We start from the raw sequence: 22,549 nt of genomic DNA, 5'->3' as shown, positions 1-22,549 counted from the left end.
TTCCCGCAAGGCGCGGCTGCGCTAACCGGCGCGCACGATGACCGAGTCCGCCCCTTCCGTTTTGCCGCGTGTCGCGGTCATATTGCTCGCGGGCGGTCAGGGAACGCGCGCCGGACTGGTGGTGCCGAAGCAACTCGCAATGCTGGGCGGCAAGCCGATACTTCAGTGGAGCGTCGATGCCTTTGCCGCGCATCCGGCCATAGGTGGCGGCGTGTTGGTGGCAAATAGTGACGTCATGGCCGCACTCGGCGACCTCCCAAATGGCTGGATTTCCGCCGACCCCGGCACCGAACGGCAGCAATCGGTCGCGAACGCGCTTGCGGCTCTTGCCGATTGGGACGACGGCGCCTTCGTCCTCGTTCATGACGCCGCGCGGCCCGGGGTAACCGCCGAGGTGGTCGATCGCCTGCTCGCCGCATTGCACAATGCCGAAGCGGCGATCCCGACGCTGCCCGTTCCCGATACACTCGTCGAGCAGACCGCCCAATCGGCCGGCGAGGTCGTCGACCGCAGCGCGCTTGCACGCGTTCAGACGCCGCAAGCGTTCCATCTTGGCACATTGCGGCGCGCCCATGCCGAGGCTATCGAGGCCGCCGCTACAGACGATGCGCAGCTGGTACGCCGGCTGGACGTATCGGTTGCGACCGTTCCAGGCGACGCGCGCCTCCATAAACTGACATATGCCGAGGATATGGCGATCCTCGCGGGACTATTGGGGATTGGCACGATGACGCGAACCGCCGTCGGCATGGGATATGACGTCCACCGTCTTGTGACGGACAAGCCGCTGTGGATCGGCGGCATAGAGATCGCATATAGTCATGGACTTGAAGGACATAGCGATGCCGACGTCGGGCTTCATGCGCTGACCGATGCGATCCTCGGCGCGCTCGGCGACGGCGATATCGGCGACCATTTCCCGCCGAGCGATCCGCAATGGCGTGGCGCAGCCTCGCACCGCTTTCTCGGCTTTGCGGCCGAACGTGTGAAGGCGCGCGGCGGGCGCATCGACCATGTCGACCTGACGATCATCGCCGAAGCGCCGAAGATCGGCCCTCACCGCGCCGCTATGCGGGCACGGATTGTCGAAATCCTTGCGATTCCGCTCGAACGGGTTAGTGTCAAAGCGACTACGACAGAGCGGCTGGGCTTTACCGGTCGCCGCGAGGGGATCGCTGCCCAGGCCGTCGCGACCCTGCAACTTCCGGAGAATTGAACCTTGCTGTCCGATGCTGAAACGCGCCTTGCCGCGCGCGACGACCTTGCCACCACCGTCCTTGCGAACAACCGCGCCGCAGGACGAAAAGTCGCCGTCGCCGAAAGCTGCACCGGCGGCATGGTGTCGGTCGCGCTGACCGATATTGCCGGAAGTTCGGATGTGTTCAGCGCCGGCTTCGTTACCTATTCGGGCCATGCGAAGCAAAGCCAGCTCGACGTCAGCAGCGAAATCCTCGAAACCTTTGGCGAAGTCTCGCTCGCGACCGCGTGGGCGATGGCAGCCGGCGCGCTTGCCAACAGCGACGCCGATGTCGCGGTCGCGATCACCGGCATTGCGGGACCGGGCGGCGGGTCGGAGAAGAAGCCCGTCGGCCAGGTCGTCTTTGCGCGCGCGCTGCGCGGGCAGGACCCTGACGATTATTTCACCCAGCGCGTCCAGTTCGAATCGACCGACCGCGCGGCGATCCGTCATCACGCGACCCTGTTCGCGCTCGACCTGCTTCAGCCCGAAAGGGACGAACTGCGGCCGTCGGAAGACATCGCCCTTCCCGCGCCGTAAAGTTCGTCGGCGCGCGTTTCGAACGCCGCGATCATCTTGCGCAGGGCCTTGTCGAACATCTGTCCCGCCAGCGCCTCGAACATGCGGCTGCGGAACGAGAAATCGACGAGGAAATCGACGCGGCATCCACCACCCTCGGCGGGCTGGAAATGCCATTCGTTGTTCAGATGCTTCATCGGCCCGTCGATGTAGCTCACGCAAACCTCGTGCGGCCGCTGCTTGTGGACGCGGCACGAAAAGCTTTCGCGCAACCCCTTGAAGCCGACGATCATGTCGGCGACCGCCTCATGCTCGCTGTCGCTGCGGAGGCGCAGCGCGATCACCCACGGCAGGAACTCGGGATAACGCGAAATATCGGTGACTAGCGCGAACATCTGCTCGTCGCTGTACGGCAGGACGCGGGTTTCGTGGTGTCGTGGCAAAGGCCGGTCAGCCGGCCTTGACGCGCGCCAGCTGCGCTTCGCGGGCGGCGCGCATCCGTTCGAAATCGTCGCCGGCGTGATAGCTCGAACGCGTGAGCGGCGACGAGGCGACCTGCAGGAAGCCCTTGGCGCGCGCGATCTGTGCATAGGCATCGAACGCCTGCGGGGTCACGAAGTCGATGACCTTGGCATGCTTCGGCGTCGGCTGGAGATACTGGCCCATCGTCATGAAATCGATGTCGGCGCTGCGCATGTCGTCCATCACCTGATGCACCTCCATCCGCTCCTCGCCGAGGCCGAGCATCACACCCGACTTGGTGAAAATCGAGGGATCGCGGCGCTTGACGCTTTCGAGCAGGCGGAGCGATGCATAATAGCGCGCACCCGGACGGATCGTCGGATAGAGCCGCGGGACGGTTTCGAGATTATGGTTATAGACGTCGGGCCGCGCATCGACGATCGCCGCGACCGCGTTTTCGGGCTTGTTGCGGAAATCGGGCGTCAGGATTTCGATCGTCGTCTGCGGCGTCTCGCGGCGCAGCGCGTTGATGACCTTCACGAACTGGCTTGCCCCACCGTCGGGCAAGTCGTCGCGGTCGACCGAGGTGATGACAATGTGGCTGAGGCCCATCTTCGCCGCGGCGATTGCGGTATGCTCGGGCTCGAGCAGGTCGACGGGGCGCGGCATCCCGGTCTTGACGTTGCAGAAGGCGCAGGCGCGGGTGCAGGTGTCGCCGAGGATCATCACCGTCGCGTGCTTTTTCGTCCAGCATTCGCCGATGTTCGGGCACGCGGCTTCCTCGCACACGGTATGCAGGTTGAGTTCGCGCATCAGTTTGCGCGTTTCGGCATAACCCGGGCTGGTCGGGGCCTTGACGCGGATCCAGTCGGGCTTGCGCTGGCGCTGGCTGGGAGTGGCGGCGGTGGATGCGGGAGCGTTCATTTCGCCCACATAGTCGTGCACGCGCCTCTTCTCAACCTCTCTACCTATGCTAAGGCGCCTCCATGACTCACTTTGCAGATATGATCGATGGTTACCGGCGTTTCCGTAACGGCGGCTGGCAGCAACAGCGCGAACGCTGGAACGAACTCGCGGAAGGGCAATCGCCCAAGGTGATGATCATCGCCTGTTCGGACAGCCGATCCGAACCCTCGCAGATTTTCGACACCAATCCGGGCGAGATCTTTGTCGTCCGCAACGTCGCGGCGCTGGTGCCGCCGTTCGAAACGACGCCCGGACGTCACGGCGTCTCTGCCGCGCTCGAATTCGCGGTCCAGTTCCTGAAGGTCGAGGAAATCGTCGTGATGGGTCACGGCATGTGCGGCGGCTGCCACGCCGCGCTGCACCGCTCGATGGCGGGCGCCGAGCCGGGGCGCGGCGGCTTTATCGCCGACTGGATCGCGATGCTCGACGACGCCAGCGAGCAGGTTCGCAGCGCTCATATAGACATCGACAACCGCGAGGCCGGCCGCGCGATGGAATTGGCGGCGGTCCGCGTAAGCCTTGACAATCTGATGACTTTTCCCTGCATTCAGGAAAAGGTCCGGCGCGGGACGCTGACGCTGCGCGGCGCCTTTTTCGCGATCAGCGACGGGGTGCTGCACGTGATGGACGAGGCGACGGGAGAATTTGCTCCCGCCTGAACAGGAGGGCGATATGAGCAAGAATGCTTTCTGGGTCACCATGATATTTGTCGCGGCGATCGTCGGGGCGTTCCTGGGGCCTGCACTTGCCCAGTCACTCTCGACCGGCGCGATGCTGACCTTTTCGGTGGTCACGCTGGTTGCAATCGTCGGGCTGATCATCTGGTCGCTGTCGAGCAACAAGTCGGGCAAGAAAGCCGACACCGCCGCGCTCGCCGACGCCCGGACGATGCGCGCGCCCGCAGACAAGGCGCGCATCTATGTCACGCGCCGCGGCTTCGTCGCCGCGCTGCAGGGCATGAACGTCACGCTCGACGAGACCGCAAAGGGCCAGATCAAGTCGGGACAGATGCTGATGGCCGACGTCGAGCCGGGCGCGCATCGACTGCACGCCGCGATGGCCAAGGGCCTTATGGCAAATGCCGGCACGATAGAGCTTGAGGTCGGCGCCGGCGAAGTCGTCGTGATCGATGCAATGTTCGAAATGAGCGCGCTGAAAGGCGACGCCAAGCTGACGCGGCTGGAAGGCGCAAAGGCGCGCGAGAATGTGGGCGCGACGAAGTTGATCCTGTGGGAAGTCGCGCTCGCCTGATCGGCGACGAAGCGAAGCATATCTGCGGGCAGCGGTGGGACGCCGCTGCAACAATGACGCCCACGGCACGTTCTCCCGAAAAAGGAGAATTGGATGGCCCTTCGCCAAACCCTGTCGGCTGCGCCGGCGCTTGCTTCACGTAGACGTGCTTTTCCCGGCGAAGACGAATCCTACACCAAGGCCCGAAAATCCCTGCTGGCCGAAGAAATCGACCTGCGGCGCAAGATGACGCGGATTGCCGAGCAGCGGCGCCAGCTGCCGCCGGGTCCGCTGATGCAGGATTACCGGTTCAAGGACGCAAACGGCGCCGAATTGGGACTGGCCGAGCTGTTCGGCGGGCATGATACGCTGGTCGCCTATTTCTGGATGTACGGCCCCGAGCGCGAGCGCCCCTGCCCGATGTGCACCAACTGGCTGGGTTCGGTCGACGGCAATGCCAACGATCTGAAGCAGCGCGTCGCGTTCAAGATCTTCGGCCGCAGCCCGGTCGAGCGGCAAAAGGCGTTTGCGCTCGAACGCGGATGGCAGGCGCTCGATTTCTTGCAGCTGGTTGGCGATGATTACGCCCGCGACTTCCGCCTGCTGAATGCCGATGGCGGCGAAAATCCCGCGCTCGCGGTGTTCAAGAAGAGCGGAAACGCGGTGCGGCTGTTCTGGAGAAGCGAGATGACGAGCGAGATGGCCGATCCGGGGCAAGACCCGCGCGATGCGCCCGATATCGCGAGCCTGTGGAATATCCTCGACCTCACGCCTTCGGGCCGCAGGACCGACTGGTATCCGTCGCTGGAATATTGAGGCTTTAAAGCCACAAAAGCCCCGCATATGCGCATCGGAATCGTGTCTTTTGTGGCCGTAAGGCGACAAAGGATGCGCATGCGCGCGCCGAGGATGATCTCCTTTGTCGCTTTAAGCGAAGGAGCGGAATTTTGACGAGCTCAAAAAGCCGGAGTTGACGCTGGCATACCGGAATAATGCAGGAAAGCTGCGACTCGAGGGGTCACGGGTCGTTTTGAGGTGGGAGACAGACGTACGCTCGACCTCTTCGTCATCCCGGATTTGATCCGGGATATATCGTTGTGCCGTCGTCATGGACCCCGGATCGAGTCCGGTGTGACGAGGATGATAGGCAGCATCGGTCGCCATCGGACACTCGGCGAGCAGTCAGGGAATTGCGTAGGTCACATTCGCCTGCCCGACGGGCTTGTCGGCGTCGTCGGTCCAGATGCGGACATCCATCACCGCGAGCCGCTTGCCGAGGCGCAGCATATACGCGTCGGCGAACAGCGGCCCCGGGCGGCACGGGCGCAGGAACTGGTAGTTGAGCGCGCTCGTCACCGCCATCGCGACGGGGCCGATGTGCGCGAGGACGAGCGCATAGGCCGCCATATCGGCGAACCCCATCTGCGTCGGACCCGAAATCAGCCCGCCGGGACGTAGCGCATTTTCAGTGGGGTCAAGCCGCGCCCGGATATGGCCGGGCGCGGCGGAGGCCACATGACCGCGCGAACCCGGCGCCGAATGGGGGAAAGCCTCCGCCATGAAAGCGTTGAGCGCGTCCGCATCCAAACGGAGCGCGCTCGACGATATCGGTGCCGCCTCCCCCATCATCCGGTCAGCGCGTCAGTTTCTTGTACGACGTTGCGTGCGGGCGCGTGGCATCGTCGCCGAGGCGGCGGATCTTGTCTTCTTCATAGGATTCGAAATTGCCTTCGAACCATTCGACGTGGCTGTCGCCTTCGAACGCGAGGATGTGCGTCGCGAGGCGATCGAGGAAGAAGCGGTCGTGGCTGATGACCACCGCGCAGCCCGCGAAATTTTCGAGCGCCTCTTCGAGCGCCGCGAGCGTTTCGGTGTCGAGATCGTTGGTCGGTTCGTCGAGCAGCAGGACGTTGCCGCCCTGTTTCAGCATCTTGGCCATGTGGACGCGGTTGCGTTCGCCGCCCGAGAGCTGGCCTACCTTTTTCTGCTGGTCGACGCCCTTGAAGTTGAAGGCGCCCACGTACGCACGCGTCTGCATCTCATGCTTGCCGATGTTCATCATCTCGGCGCCGCCCGAGATTTCCTGCCAGACATTATTGTCGGGCTTCAGGTCGTCGCGGCTCTGGTCGACGAAGCCGAGGTGGACGGTGTCGCCGATCGTGACTTTACCGCTGTCGGGCGTTTCCTGCCCCGTGATCAGCTTGAACAGGGTCGACTTACCCGCGCCGTTCGGACCGATCACGCCGACGATGCCGCCGGGCGGAAGCGAGAAAGACAGATTTTCAAAGAGCAATTTGTCGCCAAAGGCTTTCGAGATATTCTCGACCTCGATCACCTTGCCGCCGAGACGCTGGGGAACCTGGATGACGATCTGCGCCTTGCCGGGGATGCGCTTTTCCTGCGCTTCGACCAGCTGGTCGAAGCTTTTGATACGCGCCTTCGATTTGGCCTGGCGGGCTTTCGGCGACTGCCGGATCCACTCGAGCTCGTCCTTGATCGCTTTCTGGCGACCGGCGTCCTCGCGCGATTCCTGTTCGAGGCGCTTGCCCTTCTTTTCAAGGTAGGTGGAGTAGTTACCCTCGTAGACGAAATAGCGACCGCGATCGAGTTCGAGGATCCAGTTCACGACATTGTCGAGGAAGTAGCGATCGTGGGTGACGAGGATGACGTTGCCCGGATAGTCGACGAGATGCTTTTCCAGCCACGCCACGCTTTCGGCGTCGAGGTGGTTGGTCGGTTCGTCGAGCAGCAGGATCGACGGCTTTTCGAGCAGCAGGCGGGTGAGCGCGATGCGGCGCTTTTCACCGCCCGACAAGCTTTCGACGCTCGAATCGCCCGGCGGGCAGCGGAGCGCTTCCATCGCGATTTCGAGCTGGTTGTCGAGCGTCCAGCCGTCGACCGCGTCGATCTTTTCCTGAAGCGTGCCCATTTCTTCCATCAGCGCGTCGAAATCGGCGTCGGCGGGCGGATCGGCCATCAGCGTGCTGATCTCGTTGAAGCGGTCCATCATGTCGGCGACGCCACGGACGCCGTCCATGACGTTTTCCTTGACCGTCTTGGTCGGGTCAAGCTGCGGTTCCTGCGCGAGATAACCGACGGTGATCCCCTCACCCGCCCACGCTTCGCCCGTAAATTCCTTGTCGATGCCGGCCATGATCTTCATCAGCGTCGATTTACCGGTGCCGTTCGGGCCGACGATGCCGATCTTGGCGTCGGGATAGAATTGCAGGCTCAGATCCTTGAGCGTCGGCTTTTGCGCGCCGGGATAAGTCTTGTTCAGACCCTTCATCACGAAACTATATTGGGCGGCCATGAAAATGCTCCGGTATGGGCTGGGCCGCGGGCGCGGCCGGGAGAGTTTTGAGTTGCGCGCCGGTTAGCGAATGGGCGCGCGATTGGCAATCGGCGCTTGCGCGCGCGAGGCGCGCCGTTACGAAAGCGGTATGAAAATCTCCCACACTTCCACCCGCTTGGCCGGGATCGCCGCCCTTCTCCTCGGCTCCGCCAGTTTCGCTGCATCCGCCCAGCCGGCGCAAAGCGCAGCCGACCTGGCGCAGCAGGGCGACGATCCCGCGTGGGCGATCACCCGTGATCTGACGACCGAGATCGGCCCACGCATGGCCGGGACCGACGCCGAAGCCGTCGCGCGCCGCTGGGCCGTGCGGCGGCTGCAGGCAATGGGCTTTGCCAACGTCCGCGAGGAAGCGTTCGACATGCCCGTGTGGGTACGCGGCAGCGAAGAGGCATGGCTGACGAGCAGTCTCGTGCCGCAGAAGCTCGCGATCACAGCGCTCGGGAACAGCGCCTCGACCGGTCCCAAGGGGCTCGAAGGCGAAATTGCCTATTTCGAAAGCTTCGACGCGCTGGCGGCCGCACCCGATGCGGCGGTGAAGGGCAAGATCGTCTTCATCGACCATGATATGAAGCCGACGCAGGACGGAAGCGGCTATGGCTATTATGGACGCGGCCGATTCACCGGTCCCAATGTCGCGGCGAAAAAGGGCGCGATCGCGATCGTGATCCGCTCGATCGGCACCGACAACCACCGCAACCCGCATACCGGCGTCACCAATTTCGACGTCGGAGTGAAGCCGATCCCGGCGGGCGCGATCTCGAACCCCGATGCCGATCAGTTGGTCCGGCAATGGCGACGCCCGCAGCCGGTGCGCTCTGATAAAGCGCCGCTGCTCAAGATGAAGCTTGTCCTCACGCCGCAGGACCTCGGCACCCGCAAGTCGGGAAATGTCATCGCCGAAGTGCCGGGCAGCGACCCCGCCGCAAGCCCGGTGGTTGTCGCTTGCCACCTCGACAGCTGGGACCTCGGCACCGGCGCGATCGACGACGCCGCGGGCTGCGGTATCATCACCGCGGCCGCGAAGCATATCATGACCGCCGGTCAGCCGCGCCGGACGATCCGCATATTGTGGGCGGGCGCCGAAGAAGTCGGCGTGTTCGGCGGCAAAGCCTATTTCGACGCACATGGGAAAGAGAAGCACGCCGTCGCGCTGGAGTCAGATTTTGGTGCCGACCGCGTGTGGCGGGTCGACTTCAAGCTGCCCGACAGTGCCAAGGCGCTTTCCGACCGGATTGCCGCCGCGGTGATGCCGTTCGGGGTCGTGCGCGGGAAGCAGCCGGCGAACGGCGGAGCGGATATCGGCGCGCTCGTGCAGGCCGGCGTTCCGGCGATCGATCTGGCGCAGGATGGGACACGTTATTTTGACCTGCACCACACGCCCGACGACACGCTCGACAAGATCGACCCCGCGCAATTGCGGCAAAATGTGACAGTTTGGGCCGCGACTCTGGCGATTCTGGCGAACAGCACGAAGGACGAGCTCCCCTAGTGTGACGGAGAAATGACAGAATCCCGCCGCCGCCGACCATCTCAATTATTTTTGTTGACGATTCATGCGGAACGGCTAAATCCCGCGGCTCGCGGTACGGGAAGTTTTCCCGGACGCGTTAAGGCATTTTAGGGAGCCCACACATCATGAAGAAGTTTGCTGCTATCGCCGTTGCTGCCAGCATGTTCGCCCTCGCCGCTTGCGGTGAAAAGGCTGCTGAAGAAGCCACCACCGAAGCTCCGGCCGCTGAAGCGGTTGCTGAAGAAGGCGCCGACGCCGCTGCTGCTGGCGCTGAAGCCGCTGCCGCTGGTGCCGACGCTGCTGCTGCTGGTGCAGAAGCTGCTGCTCCGGCTGACGCTGCTGCAACCGCTGCTGCTCCGGCTGATGCCGCTGCTGCTCCGGCCGCTGCTGCTCCGGCTGAAGAAAAGAAGTAAGTCGCAGCCCTTCGGGGCGTTGACTGAAACGAGAAACGGGCGGTCTTCCTTCGGGAAGGCCGCCTTTTTCTTTGCCTGCACGGCGGACATGAAACCCGACGGGGAGATGGAACGTCATTGCATCGTCCCGACCTTCGCAAGGATAGCGCTGATGCCGATCGCCAACCCGCCCTTTTCGCTGAAGGGGCTCGATCATATCGTCTTGCGGGTCACGAACCTCGACCGCATGCTCGCCTTCTATCGCGAGGTCGTCGGCTGCAGCGACGAGCGCGAACAGGCTGAAATCGGATTATTCCAGCTTCGCGCCGGCCATTCGCTGATCGACCTGGTGACGATCGACGGCCAGCTCGGCGCTACCGGCGGCACCGCACCGGGGGTCGAGGGACGCAACGTCGACCATTTCGCGCTCGCCATCGGCTCGTTCGACGAAGCCGCGATCCGCGCGCACCTCGATCGCCACGGCGTCGCGATCGAGCAGTCGGGATCCCGATACGGCGCAGAGGGCGAAGGGCCGTCGATCTATTTCCGCGATCCCGAAGGAAATCTGATCGAACTAAAGGGTCCCGCGACAAGCAGCGTATAGACTTGCGGCCCGGGGCTGTCTAAGGCGCGGGGCAGTAGTCGGGGAGTAGCGCAGCCCGGTAGCGCGCCTGCTTTGGGAGCAGGATGTCGCAGGTTCGAATCCTGTCTCCCCGACCACTATCTTCCCAGACCAGTTATCCGGCAGAGGTTGCAATCAACCGCGCGTAAAAGTCGATCATCCGCCGGAAACTGTCGATCGTCATATGCTCGTTGGTGCCGTGGATCATCGCGGTTTCCTTGAGCGTGAAGTGCATCGGCATGAAGCGGTACACATCCTCTGAAATCGGCTCCATGCTGCGGCTGTCGGTCGCCGCAACGACCAGATAGGGTGCGACGACCGCATCGGGCGCATCGGCGCGCGCTGCGGCGACGACATATTTCCAGCCCTGCGAGCTGCTCGACGACACGCGCGACGGCTCGTTGGGCGGCTTCACCCAGCTGAGTTCGACCGGCGCATCGCCAACCGCCGCTTTGGCGCGCGCCATCACGTCGGCCGAGCTGTTCCACGGCGCGATGCGATAGTTGATCAATGCGCTCGCCGATTGCGGCAGCACATTTTCCTTGGGGCTTCCCTGGAGCATCGTCGGCGCGATCGTTGTGTGGAACGCCGCAGCGGAAGACGGCGAAGCCGAAAGCTGCTTTTTCAGCACTGGACCGAGCAACCACTGGTTCGCGACCGCGAGCTTTGTCGTGCCGCCCTTGTGCGCAGCAAGCGCCTCGACCATTGCCGCGCCCGGGCCGCGCATCTCGATCGGGAACGGACTTTCGGTGATCGCCAGCACCGCGCGCGCCAGCGTCGTCACGCCGGTTTCGGCGGGCGGCATCGAACTGTGCCCGCCGGGCGCATTGGCCGTGACCTTCAGCGTTGCATAGCCCTTTTCGGCGACGCCGATCAGGATCGCGGGCCCGTCGATCACCGGCGTGTCGCGCAGCACGACGCTGCCCTCGTCGAGCGTGTAGAGCGCGCGCACGCCCTCCGCCTTCAGCTTGGCGGCCGCCGCAACGGCGCCCGATCCGCCGGCTTCCTCGTCGTGCCCCGACACGAGGTAGATACCGCGCTTGGGCTGGAACCCATGTGCCGCCAGTGCCTCGATCGCTTCGAACAGGCCTATGAGCGAGCCCTTGTCGTCGACCGTACCGCGGCCCCAGACCGCCTTTTCGGCGATCGTCCCGGCAAAGGGCGGATATTTCCAGTCGCCTTCGGTCCCCTCGGTGACCGGCACGACATCCTGATGCGCCATGACGATGATCGGCGCGAGCGACGCGTCGCTGCCCGGCCAGTGATAAACGAGCGTCCGGTTGGGAAGGATCGTGCGCGCCATCGCCCGGTGCGTCGCCGGATAGGTGGCCTCGAGCCAGCTATGAAGCCGGTCCCATTCGGCGACGTCATTCTCGGCCGGGTTCTGGTGCGAGATCGTCTTGATCTGCGCCGCGGCGCTCAGATGCCCGACGGCGGCGTCGAGATCATAAGCGGGTACCGCGGCGAGCCGGATGGCGCTGCCGTCGGCGATGTCCCTGGGCGCGAAGGTCGCGGTCCGTACCGCCACCGCCCCCGCAACCACCGCAACGATCGCAAGACCGCCGAGCAAAATCGTCCGCCGCTTCCCCATGTCCCTCTCCTTCTGCCGGCGCAATGGAGAGGTATCGGTTTCGATTTGCAAGGGAAATGCTGTGGAACATGGGGGAAAATGGTGGGCCCGGCAGGACTCGAACCCGCAACCTAGCCGTTATGAGCGGCCAGCTCTAACCGTTGAGCTACAGGCCCCCCTTTTGAAACCCGGTGGGGGTGTGCGGGCGATAGCGGAGGCCGCGCCGCATTGGCAAGCGCCAACGATCAAGATGCGGGCTTTGGAGGAGCCCTTCGTTCGGCCATCGCCAATATTCCCGCGGCGGTCGTCGCCTCTACGCCGCGGCCCGCGAGATGATCGAGCACAATGTCCCACCAACGATAGAAGAGGTCGAGATCCGCAACGCTGCGGACGTAAGGCGTGTTACCCGGCTGCAGCGATGGCGAGTGGAACGAGAAGTTGAGCACCGGCAGGCGCGCCGCGATGGCGATATCGATCGCTTTGCACGCGCTTTCGGCGGGAATTCCTTCGGGGGTCAGTGCGATCCGTTCGACGAGCCCCAGACGGGCGAGCGCTGCGCCCGCATGCGTGCCGTTTCGTGCGACGCGGTGATAGACGCGGCGCCCCGCTTCCCCGAGCAAACCGCCGAAGACCGTCGTAACCGGCATCTCAAGTACGGTGCCCTGCCCGGTGCGAACCCACCATGGATGCAGCGGGGCGTCGCGATAGTCGGGGCCGTGCCCGGCGCGATAATCGAACCCGCTGCGAACCGATGTGTCGCAGCGGAAGCCCAGTTCGGAAAGCATCGCGGCGCTATCGGGACCCAGACCATATCGTCCGGCGCGATAAACGGCCGGTGCAACGCCGAAGCGGTCGCGGATCGCATCGCGCAACGCCGTCATTTTCGCGCGCTGCAACGCGGCGGGCAGGTTTCCGGTATAGCTGTTGCGTTCGTTCACATCCTCGTCGTGCGGCGGCGTCACCCAGGGGTGAAGCTGCGCACCGATTTCGCAGCGGCCGCCATCCTGCGCTGTACCGAGGATGTCGACCGCGCGGTCGTCGGCGACGACCGGCCAGTCGACCAGATAGATCGGCTGAACCGCGGCACGCTCAAAATAGCTCTGGCATTCGGCGAGCGCGGGAACCGACGCGAGACGGTAGCCCGAGCGCGCGAAGGGTGCGGCCCAGTCGAAATCCTCTTCGGTATCGATCGTGACCCAGAATCGAGGGCGCTCACCGGCGTCCAGTTCGATCAGGTCCGATGCGGCCGGATACGCAAAGAAATTGCCCGCAGGCTGCACCATGCTCCCCTCTTGCCGCGAAGACCGGCCGACCGGCCTATTCGCCGTGCTGGGCTTCCAGCTCGGCTTCGGCCTTCGAGTTGGCGGAGGGCAGGTGCAAGGTCAAGGCGTTATGCCCGATATCGAGGCGTCCGCCGCTGCTGCGCGCGAGGCTGTCAACGAGGCGGAGCGAGAAACCGAGACTGAGCACCGCGGCGCCGGGCGCTTCGCCTTCTGGGCTGAACCCCGGGTCGAGCAGGTCTGCCGCCGTGGCAAAGCGGATCGTCGCGGGGCGGACGATGCGCAACTGGAGCATGTCGTCGTGCCGCGATTCGGTCACCAATTGTCCAACCAATATTGCCCCCGGTTCGGACACATCGACCAGCGCAGTCAGCAGACGGCCGACCATCCGCCGGGCATCGGCGTCGCTGGCGAGCCCGAGGAACGGTCCCCCGACCCGCGAGATACTGAGATCGACGCGCTGGTCGGCGAGAAGTGCCGCAAGTTCGATTTCGACCTGCGTTACCACCGACCCGATGTCGACGACTTCGTCCGACCGGACATCAGCACTCGCCGAGCCGCTTCGTGCCGCGGTCTCCAGATCGTCGATGATCGACTGTACCGACGCGGCATCGGCGACGATCGTTTCGGCCATCCCTCGATAGCCGTGGCTGACCGGGCCGAACATCTGTCCGGAAATAATCTGCGCAAAACCCGAAATGGCATTCAGCGGGCTGCGGAGCTCGTGGATGAGCTGGCGGATCGAATCGCCCGAATCCTCCGCCGCCGGCCGCCCATAGGGCATTTCATTGCGGTGCGGGCGGCGCGCGCTCGCGCGGTAACCACGGAACTGCCCCGTCGCCGGGTCGAACCAGGGCAGCGCCGAAAAGCGCCATTCGCCCGCCTCTGCCGGCGTTCCCTCCAGCAGCATGCGCGCATTGATGATTTCGGCGCGCTGGCGAAAGGCGCCCGCGGCAACGCCATCGGTGCCCGGCTCGCCGCCAAAGGCCGCCTCGGCGATCGACAGCCCGATCACCGCGCCGCGCGTCACGCCCTCGACCCAGTGGACTACGCCGTCGGGGCCGGTTTCAAACAAAAACGCCGCGCGCGGCGCCCGCGATTGCGCGGGCTGGGTGCGCGTCGACTGATATTTGTCGATCCGGCGAACGAGTTCGCTGATCTGGCTGGGATGGCTCTCGGTCGCAGGTTCGGGCGCCGCTTCCGCCGCTGGAGCGGGTTCCTCTTGCGCGGCCGCTTCGGGCTGGGGTAGCGCGACTGACGCGCTGCCAAGGCTGGCGAGCGCGCGATAAACACCACTTGGCAGGTCGGAGCGCCCCGCCAGCACCGATCGCGCCATGGCGCTCGTCGCCGGCAGCAGCGCCAGCCAGTCAGCTTCGGCGAGCCGCGCATCGCGAAGCATGATCGCGGACACCGCCGGAACATCATTGGCGTAAAGCGCGACGAGCGGTGCAAAACGGCCATGGCGCGCGACGGCGTGCGCGCAGTCGCGGCGTACGGATTCGGGGACGCGTGGCCTGAGCACGGCGAGCGCGTGCAGGCTGCGGCGAATATCGTCATCGGACAGTTGATTGCCGCGCTGAGCCAGAATATCGGTAAGTTGTCGCCAGGCAGTGATGCTCGCACGGCGATCCAAAGGCGCCTGGCGCAAGATGGTCGCAATCATCGAGTCAGCAGTCACGCGAAATCAGCCCCACAGCCCTGGTCGTTGGTTAGCATATGCTTACCGGCTAGCGTGAATCATCCGGTCATGAAAGTGCCTTAACCCTCCACGTCGCATTGTGGGACAATTGCAATCGCCTGAAATAATATTATGGTCATCGCAGTTTTGGAAAGCGGATGTTTCAATGATGGCTAGTCAGAAATTCGATCAGATTGATTTGCAGATACTGGGCGAGCTGCAAAAAAACGGGCGGATGACGAATGTCGAACTGGCACAGATGGTCGGGCTGACAGCTCCGCCATGTCTCCGCCGGGTCCGGGCGCTCGAAGAATCGGGAGTCATCCGATCCTATCACGCCGACCTCGATGCATCGAAGCTCGGCTATGGAATTACCGTCTTTGCGATGGTCAGCCTGCGCAGCCAGGCCGAATCCGACCTAAAGGCGTTCGAGGATTATGTCGGCGGCCTCGCCGAGGTGCGCGAATGCTATATGCTGAACGGCGAGATCGACTTTTTGCTAAAAGTCGTCGCGCGCGATCTACAGAGTTTTCAGTCCTTTCTGACCGCGCATCTGACGTCGGCGCCCAACGTCACCAGCGTGAAAACGTCGTTGACGATTCGCACCGCGAAACAGCTGGCCGGGATTCCCGTCGAACCCTGACCGTTCGTACTAAATGCATAAAAAAGGCGCCGCTCCATCGGAGCGGCGCCTTTTTTTTTAGCATGGGCCGAAGCAATCAGTTGCCGGTCGCGGGGGCCGCGGCGGGAGCCGCCGGAGCGGCGGGCGGGGCATCTATCTTTGCCGTCCACAATTGGGCAAGCCGCTTGCGGGGGCCGTTGATCTGCGCGAAACTCGCCTTCGCACCCGCGACATCGCCCGAATGGGCCTGCGCGACGCCCAGGCGATAGGTCCACAATTCCTTGTCGCCGCCGGCGGCCAGCGCCGCCTTGTACAACGGAATGGCGTCGCCATAGCGGCCATAACCGACCATCGCGTCGCCCGTGGCGCCCGCAACCTTCGGATTCGACAGCGTCGAAGGCTTTTGCGCATATGCGGTCAACGTCGTTTCCTCGTCGCCCATACGCTCGGACTGGCTTTTGAGCAGCTCGTTGAACTGCGCGTCGCTGTCGGGGATCACCTTGCTCTGCTTGCCGGCCTTGATAAGCGACACGACCTCGCCTGGCAGGGCGGCTTCGGTCGCAAGCGCGGCATATTCCGCATATTCGGGGCGCTGCTGCATCGAATTCGTCGCGCGCATCAGGCGGAGGACATCGAGCCCGATTTCCTTATCGGGGTTGGCCTGCAACAAGGTGAAGAGCGTCTGACGCCAGACGGCGGGCAGGTTATAGTCGCGCATGCGCAGCGTCATCAGGTCAAGCACTTCATCGGTGCGCTTTGCGGCCTGCAGAGCCTTGATCGGCCGGACATAAAGTTCGTCCGACGGACGCTGGCCGGCGGCACGGCTTGCCTCGATCGCGGCCTTGGCGGTTGCGATGCCCTGATCGACCTGACCCGAGCTGAGGTAACTGTCCATCAACAGAACGGGTACATTGGCTTCGGTTGACCCCGCGGCGCGCGCGGCTTCGAGCCGCTTGATCGCCTTCGGATAGTCCTTCGCCGCATAAGCGAAATTGCCCGAGAAGAAGCTGTAGACCGCGAGATTTTCCGGCGGGGTCAGGCCCGAATCGAGCATCGCATCGAGCGCCTGTCCCTGAACCGCCTGGTCCTTGTTCAGGATGCCGAGCTGGAGCTGGTAGAAGCCGACGAGATATTTATCGTCGGGCGTGGTCGCGGTCCCCTGCCCTTCGGTCAGCGCCGCCTGCAACGCCGCCGCGTCCTTGGCGGTGGTCGCGTCGGTCATTTTCTTGAGCGCGGGGCCGAACCCCTTGCTCGCCGACAGGCCCTTGCCCTTCGCCTCTTCTTCCTTCTTCGGCTTTTCTTTCTTCTGAGCAGTAGCCGGGGTCGCAGTCGCCATCAGCGCGCAGCCCAGCACAGCGGCCATCGCCGTTGCGGGCATCGAGCGGAAACGGTTGAACATCGAAATCTCTCCTTTAACTCGGCCGCCTTCGCCCAAGCATGCGCCCTTGGCGCACACAGGTTCGGCCGCGCGTCGTTAACGCGGCTAAACCCGTCGCGTTGCCAAGGCAAGACAGGCGGTATCGATATTTCAATGGGGAAAAGCGGCTGAACCGAAATTGAACCCGGTCTGCCGGTCCGGGCCGCACCCGTCGGGGCGGTGGTCAGGCGATCGCGTCGATTGCCGAATTGATCTGACGCAACACGGCGGGGTCTCCCGGCGCGCCGTCTATCGCCGCTTCGGCGAGCTGGATCAGCGGGATGATGCCAAAGGTCGCGGCAAGCCCTTTCAGGCGGGTTGCCGCCATTTCCCAGTTCGCATCGCAGCGCGATCGGCGCATCAGGTCAGAGAGGTCGCGCGCGCTGCCGGTGAAGGCGGTGCGCAGATCCATCGCCATCGCCGGGTCATCGCCGAAAGCCGCGCTGAGATATCGATCAAGGGGGCCGCTGTCGAAAGACATTCCACAGGATTGGCAGCTTGTAGTTAAGTTTCCGTTTCATGGCGGCCATTTGATGCTAAGATGGCAGGATGACGGGGGAAAAGAAGATCGTCGGATTGTGGCGGAATTCCGCGACAAACCAGGAAGCGGACAGCGCGGAACCGGCAGAAGTGACGGCGCCCGAAGCCACGTCTGTGCCCGATAGCGAGGCACCCACCGAACGGAATTGGCTCGACATGTCTTCGCTCGATGACGCCGAGGATATTGACGAAGCGCCGCGCGCCGCGCCGGCCTGGCGCGAACGCGGAGCCCCTGCGCTGCTTATCCTTTTGGCGATCGGCTGGACGGGGTTCGCACTTTCTGTCGCAACGGGCGGCTTTGCACGCAGCCCGGCCCTCTCCGCCTGGCCGACGCTCGTCGCGACGATCGCGATGCCGCTGACTCTGCTCGCGGTGCTGTGGATGGCCTTGCTCCGATCGGGCCGGTCCGAACAGGCGCGCTTCGCCCGGGTCGCGACCGCGCTTCGCGAAGAGAATATGGCGCTCAACCAGTCGATGCATTCGCTCGGCCTGCATCTGGCCGATGCGCAGAAGCAGCTCGGCGAGCAGGCGAAGATCGTCCAGCAGCTCGGCCTCGACACAGTATTGCGGCTGGGTGAAAGCAGCGACAAGCTCGCCAGCAATGCCTCGGTCATCGCCAATGCGCACGACCAGCTCGCACGCTCGGGCGACGTCGCGCTGCAACGGATGGACGGGCTCCTCGCCGGCCTTCCGCGGATCGACGACGTCGCACAGCGGCTCGCGGTGAATTTCCGCGAAGCCGGACTCGTCGCGCACCAGCAGGGCGCCAACCTCGAAGCCCGACTCGCGGCGCTCGGCGAGGAAGCGGCCAAGGCGGCGCAGACCGGAACCGAAACGACTGAGACCATGCTCGAGGCGATCGTCGCGTTGCAGGAACAGGCGAAGGAAACCGAATCGGACCTGCTCGCTGCATCGGCACGGGTCGCAGACGTGCAAGGTGCGGCGCTCGCACAAATGACGAATGTGGCCGCCTCGGCACGCGCTGAAATGGCCTCGACCGTCACGGCGATGACGGGCCAGATGGATCAAAGCTGGCGGCAGTTCCGCGAAGGCGTCGACGACGCAGGCGCGCTGATGGAAGCGAAGCTCGGCGTCGCTCGCGACGCCGGCAATGCGATGGGCGCGCAGCTCGCGTCGCACGCCGACGCCAGCGATGCGCTCGCCTCGCGCATCACCGCGCATGTAACCGAAGTCGGCAAGCAGCTCGAAATCCTCGATGTCAGCGTCACAGCCAGTACCGGGGTCATCGGCCGCTCGATCGACGACACCAAGACGCAACTTGGCGCATTCATGCAGGAAGTGCAGAGCGGCAACGCCTCCGCGCATCAGCTTATCACCCATGCTGAATCGCTGCTCCTCGCACTCGATGCCGTCACGCGCGAACTCGACGAAACGCTGCCGCACGCGCTCGACCGCATCACCTCGCACGGCAAGACCACACAGACGGCGCTGTCGCAGCTCCGCCCGATCCTCGACGCGTCGGAACTCGTCGCGCAGTCGACGGCGTCGCACGTCAATGCCGTCCAGGCGACGCTCAAGGCGAACGAGGAACAGATGGCGGGTCATGCGACCAGCCAGCAGGAGCTTGTCGACCGCATCAACGGCTCGCTCGCCGACGCCGAGACGGCGCTCGCCAAGCTGCGCGAAGGTGCCGACGAATTCGCCGAACAGGGCGGCGCGCGCATGATCGCGACGTTAAGTGAAGTGCGCGCCACCGCCGATTCGGCCGCCGACGAAGCTCGACTGACGCTCGAAAAGCTGGTGACGAGTGCTCGCGAGACGATGCAGGCGACCGCGACAGATGCGATCGACGCCGCTTTCAAGAACGAGATCATGGCGCAGCTGAGCGCGATCGAGGATGCCTCGGCGCGCGCGGTCGCGGCCGCCAATGGCGCCGCCGACCGGCTGATGCGCCAGCTGATCACGATCATGGACACCAGCGCGAGCGTCGAGCAACGCGTGAGCGAAGCCGAACAGGCGATCGCGGCTTCGGACCGCGATTCGCTCGCGAAACAGGTCAGCCTGCTGACCGAGTCGCTGAAATCGACTGCCATCGACGTCACCAAGATATTGTCGAGCGAAGTCAGCGATATCGCATGGGACGCTTACCTCAAGGGCGATCGCGGCGTGTTCGCGCGGCGTGCAGTCAAGCTGATCGACAATAGCGAGGCCAAAGAAATCCTGCGCATTTATCAAGCCGACGACGGTTTTCACGCCGCCGTGAACCAGTTCATCCACGACTTCGAGGCGATGCTGCGCGTACTCATCGGCGCGCGCGACGGGTCGGCGATCAGCGTGACCCTGCTCTCATCGGATATCGGCAAGCTGTATGTGGCGCTGGCGCAGGCGATCGACCGGCTGCGGAACTAGGGATCAGGTTATCCGCACTGGGTTCCCGCCTTCGCGGGAATGAGCATGTTGGGGGCCGGCAGAGTTCGATCCACCGCCGGCTATCGAGCCCGCCCGCTCAGTACGTCCGGATCGGCCCAGCCATTCACATAGGCGACGTAGTAAAGGACGAAGGCGACCGTCGCGGCGATCGTCATTTGCAGCAGGATACGCTTGGGGCGAAGGACCGCGGGCGCGCCCGGCTCCTGCCCGCGCACCAGCGGCGTCGCGTCATCGCTCGCGCGGCGGCCATGGAAGGGCAGCACGAAAAAGGCGCTGAACGCCCAGAAGAGCAGGTAGATGGCGAGCGCCGAAGTCCATTTCATTGTCGTGTTTCCGTGCGTCAGATAGTGACGAGCATGACATCGACAACGGGCTTTTTACCCGTCCAGTCGGTTGCGATGCGGCGCACGCCAAGGCGGATCGCCTCGCGCAGCTTTTCCTCGTCGCGCGCGGGGCCGGTGGCCGCCTGTTCGGCGGCTTCGCGCATCTCGTCGATGAAGGCTTCGCGCTCATCCTCGACCGGGACGCCGCGATAGCTGATCGCGCTTTCGACGAAACGTTTGTCGGAGAAGATCGCCGCAACGGTAATGTGGCCGTGAAGCGAGAGTTTGCGCCGTTCGTTGATCGTCTCGCCATCGGCAGGCAGAATCACGTCGCCGTCAAGGATCAGGCGGCCGGAATGAACGCGCTCGACGATCTTCGCCGCGCCGGGGGCGAGACGCACCAAATCGCCATTTTCCTGGACCAGCGCATCCGGCACGCCGCGTTCGAGCGCGAAACGCGCCTGTTCGTGCATGTGACGGATTTCGCCGTGCACCGGCAGGACAAGCTTGGGCCGCAGCCAGCCGTAGAGCGCCGCGAGTTCGGGCTGGCCCGGGTGACCGCTGACGTGGATATGCGCCTGTTTTTCGGTGACGGTCAGCACATCCTTCGCCGCAAGCTGGTTCATGATCCGACCGATCGCGACCTCATTGCCGGGGATTTGCTTCGACGAGAAGACGACGGTGTCGCCCGCCTCAAGCTTGATCTGGTGGATGTCGGAAGCCATGCGCGCCAGCGCGGCCCGCGGTTCACCCTGCCCGCCGGTCGCGATCACCATGACTTTGTTCCGCGGAAGCCGCATCGCTTCGTCAAAATCGACCGTCGGCGGGAAATCCTTGAGGTAGCCCACCGACCGCGCAACGCCGAGGATGCGGTCGAGCGAGCGGCCCGCGACGCAGAGCGTGCGTCCCGTCGCCTTCGCCACCGCGCCCAGCGTCGCAAGCCGCGCTGCATTGGATGCAAAGGTCGTGACGACCACCCGGCCCTTCGCCGCGCCGACCGCCTGCTCCAGCCCTGCCCGCAGGCCGCCTTCGCTACCCGAGGCTTCGGGGTTGAAGGCGTTGGTCGAATCGCAGACAAGAACGTCGATGCCCTCGTCGCCGACCGCGGTCAGTGCCGCGGCGGTTGCAGGAACGCCGAGGATCGGTTCCTCGTCGAGTTTCCAGTCGCCGGTGTGGAAGACACGGCCATAGGGCGTATCGATCACCACCGCGCTCATTTCGAGGATCGAGTGCGCGAGCGGGATCAGCCGGATGCCGAACGGGCCCAGCTGAAAACTGTCGTCGATGTCGACCGTCTTGAGCGTAACCGCCTTCTCCAGCCCCTCTTCGGCCAGCTTGTGCGCGATCAGCCCCGCGGTGAAACGGTTGGCATAGAGCGGCACACCGAGGTCGGCGGCGAGATAAGGCAAGGCGCCGATATGATCCTCGTGCCCGTGCGTCAGCACGATGCCGAGCAGGTCCTTCTTGCGATCCTCGATAAATTCGAGGTCGGGCATGACGATGTCGATGCCGGGATAATCGTGGCTACCAAAGGTCACGCCCAGGTCGAGCATGATCCATTTGCCGTCACAGCCATAGAGATTGGCGTTCATGCCGATCTCGCCCGATCCTCCCAATGCGAGGAAAAGCAGCTCCTTGCCCGGAGTCGTCATATTTTTGGCTTCCATTGATGATAGAGGTGCATCAGCCCGTTCAGCGTCAGGTCGGGCTCGATACGATCGAACAGGTGCGCCTGCTCCTGAAAAAGTGTCGCAAGGCCGCCCGTCGCGATGACGGTGAGCGGCCTGCCGATTTCGGCCTTCATGCGCGCGATAAGCCCTTCCATCATCGAGACATAGCCCCAATAGACGCCGATCAGCATCTGGCTTTCGGTAGTGCGCCCGATAACACTGCTCGTTGCCGGTGCCTCGATCGCGATGCGCGGCAGTTTCGCCGCCGCCGCGACAAGCGCCTCGAGCGAGAGATTGACCCCCGGCGCGATGATCCCGCCCAGATAGGCGCCGTCGGGGCCGATATGGTCGAGCGTCGTCGCGGTGCCGAAGCTGATGACGAGCTTGTCCTTGCCGGGTTCGACCGCCTGCGCCGAAATCGCGTTGCACGCCCGGTCGGCACCGACCGACTGCGGCTCGTCGACCTTGAGCGCGATGCCCCAGGTTACGGGTTCGCGCCCCGCAACCAGCGCGTCGACGCCGAAATATTTATGCGCAAGCAGCTGGAGATTGTGGAGCGCGCGCGGCACCACGGTCGAGATGATGACCGCTTCAACATTGGCGCGGTCGTGGCCTTCGATGCGCATCAGCTGGTCGAGCCACACCATATATTCGTCGGCGGTGCGCCGATCGTCGGTCGCGATGCGCCAGCGCGCGAGCAGCTCAGTGCCGCGAAACAGCGCGAATTTGGCGTTGGTGTTGCCGACGTCGATCGCGAGCAGCACG

21 protein-coding genes and 2 tRNA genes are annotated in these 22,549 nt (G+C 64.2%); 10 read left to right on the top strand and 13 right to left on the bottom strand.

The genetic code is table 11. The annotated features are described in order from the left end of the window. The first annotated feature begins 37 nt into the window (after positions 1–37). Both ASD73_RS17980 and ASD73_RS17975 read left to right on the top strand, forming a co-directional pair. Complete coding sequence (locus ASD73_RS17980; RefSeq protein WP_056374554.1) at positions 38–1,216, top strand: bifunctional 2-C-methyl-D-erythritol 4-phosphate cytidylyltransferase/2-C-methyl-D-erythritol 2,4-cyclodiphosphate synthase; 1,179 nt, start codon at positions 38–40, stop codon at positions 1,214–1,216. A 3-nt stretch (positions 1,217–1,219) separates the two neighbouring features. Continuing rightward, positions 1,220–1,777, top strand: a complete 558-nt coding sequence (locus ASD73_RS17975) for a CinA family protein (RefSeq protein ID WP_156377453.1) — start codon at positions 1,220–1,222, stop codon at positions 1,775–1,777. Here the strand turns inward: ASD73_RS17975 and ASD73_RS17970 are convergent. Together ASD73_RS17970 and lipA are read right to left on the bottom strand one after the other, a co-directional pair. Beyond that, on the bottom strand, positions 1,720–2,199 hold the full coding sequence (locus tag ASD73_RS17970; RefSeq protein ID WP_056374552.1) for a type II toxin-antitoxin system RatA family toxin: 480 nt from the start codon (positions 2,197–2,199) through the stop codon (positions 1,720–1,722). The two genes, ASD73_RS17975 and ASD73_RS17970, sit on opposite strands and share 58 nt — an antisense overlap. A 7-nt stretch (positions 2,200–2,206) precedes the next feature. Beyond that, complete coding sequence (lipA, locus tag ASD73_RS17965) at positions 2,207–3,142, bottom strand: lipoyl synthase (protein ID WP_056374551.1); 936 nt, start codon at positions 3,140–3,142, stop codon at positions 2,207–2,209. A 62-nt stretch (positions 3,143–3,204) separates the two neighbouring features. On the opposite strand from lipA, the gene ASD73_RS17960 reads away from it, so the two are divergent. The 3 genes from ASD73_RS17960 (at position 3,205) to ASD73_RS17950 (ending at position 5,230) form a co-directional block, all read left to right on the top strand. Continuing rightward, positions 3,205–3,843 (top strand): carbonic anhydrase, encoded by a 639-nt coding sequence (locus ASD73_RS17960; protein ID WP_056374549.1) that lies wholly within the window; start codon positions 3,205–3,207, stop codon positions 3,841–3,843. A 13-nt stretch (positions 3,844–3,856) separates the two neighbouring features. Further along, positions 3,857–4,435, top strand: a complete 579-nt coding sequence (locus ASD73_RS17955; RefSeq protein WP_056374547.1) for a hypothetical protein — start codon at positions 3,857–3,859, stop codon at positions 4,433–4,435. A 93-nt stretch (positions 4,436–4,528) separates the two neighbouring features. Continuing rightward, the gene (locus tag ASD73_RS17950; RefSeq protein WP_056374545.1) at positions 4,529–5,230 is read left to right on the top strand and encodes a DUF899 family protein; all 702 of its coding nucleotides are present in this window, start codon (positions 4,529–4,531) and stop codon (positions 5,228–5,230) included. A 366-nt stretch (positions 5,231–5,596) separates the two neighbouring features. Here the strand turns inward: ASD73_RS17950 and ASD73_RS17945 are convergent, their stop codons facing one another. Both ASD73_RS17945 and ettA read right to left on the bottom strand, forming a co-directional pair. Continuing rightward, positions 5,597–5,929, bottom strand: coding sequence for a PaaI family thioesterase (locus ASD73_RS17945; RefSeq protein ID WP_235534589.1), 333 nt, complete (start codon positions 5,927–5,929; stop codon positions 5,597–5,599). A 118-nt stretch (positions 5,930–6,047) separates the two neighbouring features. Continuing rightward, positions 6,048–7,727 carry an energy-dependent translational throttle protein EttA gene (gene ettA / locus ASD73_RS17940; protein WP_056374544.1) on the bottom strand — a complete coding sequence of 560 codons (1,680 nt, stop codon included), beginning with the start codon at positions 7,725–7,727 and terminating at the stop codon, positions 6,048–6,050. Between the two features lie 130 nt (positions 7,728–7,857). Between ettA and ASD73_RS17935 the strand changes: the two genes are divergently transcribed. The 3 genes from ASD73_RS17935 (at position 7,858) to ASD73_RS17925 (ending at position 10,391) form a co-directional block, all read left to right on the top strand. Next, positions 7,858–9,258: a M20/M25/M40 family metallo-hydrolase gene (locus ASD73_RS17935; RefSeq protein ID WP_056375234.1), complete on the top strand. Its 1,401-nt coding sequence runs from the start codon at positions 7,858–7,860 to the stop codon at positions 9,256–9,258. Positions 9,259–9,462: 204 nt separating this feature from the next. Further along, positions 9,463–10,275, top strand: coding sequence for a VOC family protein (locus tag ASD73_RS23310; protein ID WP_235534588.1), 813 nt, complete (start codon positions 9,463–9,465; stop codon positions 10,273–10,275). Positions 10,276–10,314: 39 nt separating this feature from the next. After that, positions 10,315–10,391, top strand: a tRNA-Pro gene (locus tag ASD73_RS17925). A gap of 17 nt (positions 10,392–10,408) precedes the next feature. On the opposite strand, the gene ASD73_RS17920 is transcribed toward ASD73_RS17925, so the two are convergent. From ASD73_RS17920 to ASD73_RS17905, 4 genes are all read right to left on the bottom strand, one after another. Next, on the bottom strand, positions 10,409–11,884 hold the full coding sequence (locus ASD73_RS17920) for a M20 family peptidase (RefSeq protein WP_056374542.1): 1,476 nt from the start codon (positions 11,882–11,884) through the stop codon (positions 10,409–10,411). Positions 11,885–11,963: 79 nt separating this feature from the next. Further along, a tRNA-Ile gene (locus ASD73_RS17915) sits at positions 11,964–12,039 on the bottom strand. Between the two features lie 69 nt (positions 12,040–12,108). Then, positions 12,109–13,146 carry a polysaccharide deacetylase family protein gene (locus ASD73_RS17910; protein ID WP_056374540.1) on the bottom strand — a complete coding sequence of 346 codons (1,038 nt, stop codon included), beginning with the start codon at positions 13,144–13,146 and terminating at the stop codon, positions 12,109–12,111. 34 nt (positions 13,147–13,180) lie between these two features. Next, positions 13,181–14,806: a histidine kinase dimerization/phospho-acceptor domain-containing protein gene (locus ASD73_RS17905; RefSeq protein ID WP_056374537.1), complete on the bottom strand. Its 1,626-nt coding sequence runs from the start codon at positions 14,804–14,806 to the stop codon at positions 13,181–13,183. Between the two features lie 184 nt (positions 14,807–14,990). On the opposite strand from ASD73_RS17905, the gene ASD73_RS17900 reads away from it, so the two are divergent. Further along, positions 14,991–15,464 carry an Lrp/AsnC family transcriptional regulator gene (locus tag ASD73_RS17900; RefSeq protein WP_037510868.1) on the top strand — a complete coding sequence of 158 codons (474 nt, stop codon included), beginning with the start codon at positions 14,991–14,993 and terminating at the stop codon, positions 15,462–15,464. Between the two features lie 76 nt (positions 15,465–15,540). Here ASD73_RS17900 and ASD73_RS17895 read toward each other — a convergent pair whose 3' ends face one another. Further along, positions 15,541–16,842, bottom strand: a complete 1,302-nt coding sequence (locus ASD73_RS17895; protein ID WP_056374536.1) for a hypothetical protein — start codon at positions 16,840–16,842, stop codon at positions 15,541–15,543. A 202-nt stretch (positions 16,843–17,044) separates the two neighbouring features. Next, positions 17,045–17,341 carry an Hpt domain-containing protein gene (locus ASD73_RS17890; RefSeq protein WP_056374534.1) on the bottom strand — a complete coding sequence of 99 codons (297 nt, stop codon included), beginning with the start codon at positions 17,339–17,341 and terminating at the stop codon, positions 17,045–17,047. Positions 17,342–17,556: 215 nt separating this feature from the next. On the opposite strand from ASD73_RS17890, the gene ASD73_RS17885 reads away from it, so the two are divergent. Continuing rightward, a complete protein-coding gene (locus ASD73_RS17885) occupies positions 17,557–19,770 on the top strand; it encodes a hypothetical protein (protein WP_235534586.1) in 2,214 nt (737 codons plus the stop codon). Between the two features lie 80 nt (positions 19,771–19,850). Here ASD73_RS17885 and ASD73_RS17880 read toward each other — a convergent pair whose 3' ends face one another. The 3 genes from ASD73_RS17880 to ASD73_RS17870 are packed head-to-tail and all read right to left on the bottom strand — an operon-like array spanning position 19,851 to position 22,548. Then, positions 19,851–20,114 carry a DUF1467 family protein gene (locus ASD73_RS17880; protein WP_056374530.1) on the bottom strand — a complete coding sequence of 88 codons (264 nt, stop codon included), beginning with the start codon at positions 20,112–20,114 and terminating at the stop codon, positions 19,851–19,853. A 17-nt stretch (positions 20,115–20,131) separates the two neighbouring features. Continuing rightward, positions 20,132–21,766 carry a ribonuclease J gene (locus ASD73_RS17875; RefSeq protein ID WP_056374528.1) on the bottom strand — a complete coding sequence of 545 codons (1,635 nt, stop codon included), beginning with the start codon at positions 21,764–21,766 and terminating at the stop codon, positions 20,132–20,134. Continuing rightward, positions 21,763–22,548 carry a type III pantothenate kinase gene (locus tag ASD73_RS17870; RefSeq protein ID WP_056374526.1) on the bottom strand — a complete coding sequence of 262 codons (786 nt, stop codon included), beginning with the start codon at positions 22,546–22,548 and terminating at the stop codon, positions 21,763–21,765. The genes ASD73_RS17875 and ASD73_RS17870 overlap by 4 nt, the downstream gene beginning before the upstream one ends. Between the last annotated feature and the right edge of the window lies 1 nt (position 22,549).

This window comes from Sphingopyxis sp. Root154, from assembly GCF_001427105.1.
Taxonomy (GTDB): Bacteria; Pseudomonadota; Alphaproteobacteria; order Sphingomonadales; family Sphingomonadaceae; genus Sphingopyxis.
Note: the sequence above shows the minus strand (reverse complement) of the source record. Positions and strands in the feature narration are given on the sequence as shown.

What these genes read in the sequence shown, in the direction of transcription:
- ASD73_RS17955 (WP_056374547.1), top strand. Translation starts at nt 3,857, where the DNA reads ATGAGCAAGAATGCTTTCTGGGTCACCATGATATTTGTCGCGGCGATC.
- ettA (WP_056374544.1), bottom strand. Translation starts at nt 7,727, where the DNA reads ATGGCCGCCCAATATAGTTTCGTGATGAAGGGTCTGAACAAGACTTAT.
- ASD73_RS17880 (WP_056374530.1), bottom strand. Translation starts at nt 20,114, where the DNA reads ATGAAATGGACTTCGGCGCTCGCCATCTACCTGCTCTTCTGGGCGTTC.
- lipA (WP_056374551.1), bottom strand. Translation starts at nt 3,142, where the DNA reads ATGAACGCTCCCGCATCCACCGCCGCCACTCCCAGCCAGCGCCAGCGC.
- ASD73_RS17890 (WP_056374534.1), bottom strand. Translation starts at nt 17,341, where the DNA reads ATGTCTTTCGACAGCGGCCCCCTTGATCGATATCTCAGCGCGGCTTTC.
- ASD73_RS17950 (WP_056374545.1), top strand. Translation starts at nt 4,529, where the DNA reads ATGGCCCTTCGCCAAACCCTGTCGGCTGCGCCGGCGCTTGCTTCACGT.
- ASD73_RS17980 (WP_056374554.1), top strand. Translation starts at nt 38, where the DNA reads ATGACCGAGTCCGCCCCTTCCGTTTTGCCGCGTGTCGCGGTCATATTG.
- ASD73_RS17960 (WP_056374549.1), top strand. Translation starts at nt 3,205, where the DNA reads ATGACTCACTTTGCAGATATGATCGATGGTTACCGGCGTTTCCGTAAC.
- ASD73_RS17900 (WP_037510868.1), top strand. Translation starts at nt 14,991, where the DNA reads ATGGCTAGTCAGAAATTCGATCAGATTGATTTGCAGATACTGGGCGAG.
- ASD73_RS17920 (WP_056374542.1), bottom strand. Translation starts at nt 11,884, where the DNA reads ATGGGGAAGCGGCGGACGATTTTGCTCGGCGGTCTTGCGATCGTTGCG.
- ASD73_RS17905 (WP_056374537.1), bottom strand. Translation starts at nt 14,806, where the DNA reads ATGATTGCGACCATCTTGCGCCAGGCGCCTTTGGATCGCCGTGCGAGC.
- ASD73_RS17895 (WP_056374536.1), bottom strand. Translation starts at nt 16,842, where the DNA reads ATGTTCAACCGTTTCCGCTCGATGCCCGCAACGGCGATGGCCGCTGTG.
- ASD73_RS17875 (WP_056374528.1), bottom strand. Translation starts at nt 21,766, where the DNA reads ATGACGACTCCGGGCAAGGAGCTGCTTTTCCTCGCATTGGGAGGATCG.
- ASD73_RS17885 (WP_235534586.1), top strand. Translation starts at nt 17,557, where the DNA reads ATGTCTTCGCTCGATGACGCCGAGGATATTGACGAAGCGCCGCGCGCC.
- ASD73_RS17910 (WP_056374540.1), bottom strand. Translation starts at nt 13,146, where the DNA reads ATGGTGCAGCCTGCGGGCAATTTCTTTGCGTATCCGGCCGCATCGGAC.
- ASD73_RS17935 (WP_056375234.1), top strand. Translation starts at nt 7,858, where the DNA reads ATGAAAATCTCCCACACTTCCACCCGCTTGGCCGGGATCGCCGCCCTT.